Source organism: Mycobacterium sp. (assembly GCF_035499775.1).
GTDB lineage: Bacteria > Actinomycetota > Actinomycetes > Mycobacteriales > Mycobacteriaceae > Mycobacterium.
The window spans coordinates 1-4,572 of sequence record NZ_DATJYB010000354.1; the positions used below are offsets into that span (position 1 = coordinate 1).

Annotated in this window: 2 protein-coding genes; both read left to right on the forward strand. The window is 67.2% G+C overall.

What is annotated here, in order from left to right; genetic code table 11:
- The coding region (locus VML93_RS22165; RefSeq protein ID WP_325614360.1) for a type I polyketide synthase at positions 1 to 1,942 on the forward strand (1,942 nt) is incomplete at its 5' end.
- 23 nt (positions 1,943 to 1,965) lie between these two features.
- A partial coding sequence (locus VML93_RS22170; RefSeq protein ID WP_325614361.1) for a type I polyketide synthase occupies positions 1,966 to 4,572 on the forward strand: 2,607 nt, incomplete at its 3' end.

The window sequence follows — 4,572 nt, forward strand, 5'->3', positions numbered from 1 at the left end:
TTTGACGGCGTGGTATGGGCTGTCGGTGCTGGCCGGTCTGCGGGGCGGGCAGCGGGTGTTGGTGCATGCGGCCACCGGTGGGGTGGGGATGGCGGCGGTGCAGCTGGCCCGGTATTGGGGTGCGGAGGTGTTCGCTACGGCTAGTCGCGGCAAGTGGGACACGTTGCGCGCGATGGGCTTTGACGATAGTCATATTGGTGATTCGCGGACCGTGGAGTTCGAGCAGAAGTTTCTGGCGGCCACCGATGGCGCCGGGGTGGATGTGGTGCTCAACTCGCTGGCCGGTGAGTTCCTGGACGCGTCGCTGCGGTTGCTGACCCGCGGGGGACATTTTGTCGAAATGGGCAAAACCGACGTACGCGACCCGCAACTGGTGGCGGTCGAGCATCCCGGGGTGCGGTACCGGGCGTTCGATCTGATGGAGGCTGGCCCGGACCATATCGCTGCGATGATGACTGAGTTGATGGGGTTGTTCGGCAATGGTGTGTTGACGCCGTTGCCGGTCAAGACGTTTGACGTGCGCAGTGCTGCGGGGGCGTACCGCTATGTTTCCCAGGCCCGTCAGATCGGCAAGGTGGTGTTGACCGTGGCCGAGGGTGGTGGGCTGGCGGGGTCGACGGTGGTGATCAGCGGGGGCACGGGGATGGCCGGTTCGGCGGTGGCCGAGCATCTGGTAAACCGTTACGGGGTCGCGCATGTGGTGTTGGTCAGTCGCAGCGGGGCGGGTGCCGAGGGTGTGGCGGAGTTGGTGGCCCGGTTGGAAGAGGCCGGTGCGCGGGTCTCGGTGCTGGCCTGTGATGTGGCCGATCGTGAGGCAGCGGCGGCGTTGTTGGGCGGATTGGATCCGCAGTATCCGCTTAGGGGTGTGTTTCATGCCGCTGGGGTGCTCGATGACGGGTTGATCGCGTCGTTGACGCCGGGGCGGGTGGATACGGTGTTGCGGGCCAAGGTCGATGGCGCCTGGAACTTGCATGAGCTGACCCGGGATTTGGATTTGTCGGCGTTCGTGCTGTTTTCGTCGATGGCCGGCATCGTCGGCGCGCCGGGGCAGGGTAACTATGCGGCGGCCAACAGTTTCCTCGACGCGTTGGCCGCCCACCGGCGCGCCCGGGGGTTGGCCGGGCTGTCGGTGGCCTGGGGACTGTGGGAACAGGCCAGCGCCATGACCCAACACCTCGCCGACCGAGACAAGGCCCGCATGAGCCGCGTCGGGCTGGCACCCGTAGCAACCGAGCACGCACTGCGACTGCTCGACACCGCGATGCTCGCCGATCGCCCGATGCTGGTGGCCGCGCGCCTCGATCCCGCTGCGCTGGCCGACCATAGTGCCGCGCTGCCGCCGCTGCTGAGCCACTTGGTGGCGCGCCCCACCCGGCGTGTCATCGACGAGACCGACACGACGGCTGCCTCGATGACCAACATGGTGGCACGGCTGCACGGCCTGTCGGCCGAGCAACGACACCGCCAACTCGTGGACCTGGTCCGCAGCAACGCAGCAACGGTACTAGGCCGCCGCGACACCGCAGACATCAACCCCGGCAGCATTTTTCAAGACCTCGGCTTCGATTCGCTGACCGCCGTCGAACTGCGCAACCGGCTCAAAAACGCTACCGGACTGACCCTTTCGCCGACCCTGATCTTCGACTACCCCACCCCCACGGCGCTGGCAGACCACCTCGACCCCCGGCTGGCGGTCACCACCACCGGCAGTGACCAACCCGACCTGATGGCCCGGTTCAACGACGTCACCCGCGAACTACAAATGCTGCTCGGGCAGCCGGACTGGAAACCCGAGGACAAGACACACCTCGCCGCCCGTATCCAAAGCCTACTGACGACGCTGAGCGCCGAACTTGACCCCTACGACCCCGACGACTCCGACATCCAGAACGCCACCGAAAGCCAACTCTTCGCCATCCTCGACGAAGAACTCGGCTCCTAAGACTGACACCCCAAGGAGCGACAGTGTCGGGCACCACCAAGCACGTTGACTACCTCAAGCGGCTCACCGCGGATCTGAGGCGCACCCGCCGGCATCTGTCGGAGTTGGAGGCCAAGCAGTCCGAGCCGGTGGCGGTGGTGGGGATGGCGTGCCGGTACCCGGGCGGGGTGGATTCGCCGGAGAGCCTGTGGGACATGGTGGTTGAGGGCCGCGATGCGGTGTCGGACTTTCCCACCGACCGCGGCTGGGACGTGGCGGGGTTGTTCGACCCGAACCCTGACGCACCAGGCAAGATGTACGTGCGCCAGGGCTCATTTTTAGCCGACGCCGGCGATTTCGACGCCGGATTCTTCAGCGTGGGACCGAGCGAGGCGCTGGCGATGGATCCACAGCAGCGGCTGATGCTCGAGCTGTCGTGGGAAGCCTTGGAGCGGGCTGGAATTGACCCGCTCGGGCTGCGGGGTTCGGCGACGGGCGTGTTCGCCGGCGTGATCCATGCCGGGTACGGGGGCTGGGTGGAAGGCGAGCTGGAAGGATATGGGCTCACCGGCTCGACGTTGAGCGTCGCCTCGGGCCGGGTGTCGTATGTCCTGGGCCTGGAAGGCCCGGCGGTGTCGGTGGACACGGCGTGTTCGTCGTCGTTGGTGGCGTTGCACCTGGCGGCGCAATCGTTGCGCTCCGGCGAATGTGATCTGGCACTGGTCGGTGGCGTCACGGTAATGGCTACCCCCGCAGCGTTTGTCGAGTTCAGCCGTCAGCGGGCGCTGGCCCCCGACGGCCATTGCAAGGTGTACGCCGGCGCCGCCGACGGCACCGCCTGGTCGGAGGGCGCGGGAGTCTTGGCGGTGGAGCGCTTGGCCGATGCCCGGCGGTTGGGGCATCCGGTGCTGGCACTCGTGCGGGGTTCCGCGGTGAACCAGGACGGCGCCTCGAACGGGCTGACTGCACCGAACGGGCCGTCCCAGCAACGGGTTATCCGAGCGGCGCTGGCCAGCGCCGGCTTGACCGCGGCGGATGTCGATGTGGTCGAGGGGCATGGGACGGGAACCGTGCTGGGGGATCCGATTGAGGCGCAGGCACTTTTGGCGACCTATGGACAGGGCCGGCCGGCGGATCGGCCGTTGTGGTTGGGGTCCATCAAATCCAACATCGGTCACACCTCGGCCGCTGCCGGAGTGGCTGGCGTGATCAAGATGGTACAGGCGATCCAGCACGGCGTGCTGCCGCGGACGTTGCACGTGGATATGCCTACCCCGCATGTGGATTGGGCGGCCGGGGCCGTCTCGCTGTTGACGGATTCGCGATCGTGGCCGGTTGGGGATGGGCCGCGCCGGGCGGGGATCTCGTCATTCGGGATCAGCGGGACGAATGCGCACGTGATCGTCGAACAGGCGCCGGCGCCGGAAATTCCGGAAAGCACCGGGGCACAGCAAGACGACGACGCGGTCACCGCGTGGGTCTTGTCGGCTCGCTCGGAGAAGGCGTTGACGAATCAGGCCCGGCGGCTGCTTGCGCACCTGGCCGCCGACACGAGCCTGAGTCCGGCGGATGTGGGTTGGTCGCTGGTGACGACGCGCTCGGTGTTCGAGCATCGGGCCGTCGTGGTGGGTGCCGATCGTGAGCAGCTGAAAACGGAGCTGGCCTGGTTGGCCGCGGGTGAACCAGATGCGAGTGTGGTGGTGGGGCGGGCCCGCTCGGTGGGCAAGACGGCGTTTGTGTTTTCCGGTCAAGGCTCCCAGCGACTGGGAATGGGTCAGCAGCTCTACGGCCGGTTCCCGGTGTTCGCGAAGGCCTTTGACGAGGTAGTCGCGGCGCTGGATGCACATCTGCGGTTGCCGCTGCGACAGGTGATGTGGGGCAGCGACGCCGAATTGTTGCAAAGCACCGAGTTCGCGCAGCCCGCGCTGTTCGCCGTCGAGGTGGCGTTGACGGCATTGCTGGAGCACTGGGGGGTGGTGCCGAGTGTGGTGACGGGCCACTCGGTGGGTGAGATCACCGCTGCTCATGTGGCAGGCGTGTTGTCGCTGTCCGACGCGGCCAAAGTGGTGGCCGGCCGGGGCCGGTTGATGGCGGCATTGCCGCCGGGTGGTGCGATGGTTGCGATCGCCGCCAGTGAGGCGGAAGTGGCGCCGTTGCTTACCGAAGGCGTCAGTCTTGCGGCGGTCAATGGGCCTGATGCGGTGGTCATTTCGGGTGCCGAGGGGGCGGTGACCGCGTTGGCGGATCGCTTGGCGCAGCAGGGTCGGCGGGTGCATCGACTCGCGGTTTCACACGCTTTTCACTCGGTGTTGATGGAGCCCATGCTCGAAGAGTTCACCCGGCTCCTGGACGGCGTCTCCGCCGCACCGCCGCGGATTGGCTTGGTGTCCAACCTGACTGGGGAGTTGGCCGGCCCTGGGTACGGGTCGCCGCAGTACTGGGTTGAGCATGTGCGCCAGCCAGTGCGCTTCGCAGACGGGGTGCAGGTGGCGGAGTCGTCGGGCGCCGAGCTTTTTGTCGAGGTGGGCCCCGGTGGCGGTCTGACCGCCGCGGTGGAGCAGTCATTGACCGCAGAGCCGGCGGTGTGCGTGGCCACGCTGCCCAAGGGCCGCCCGGAAAACGAGTCGGTGCTGGCCACCCTCGGCGCTTTG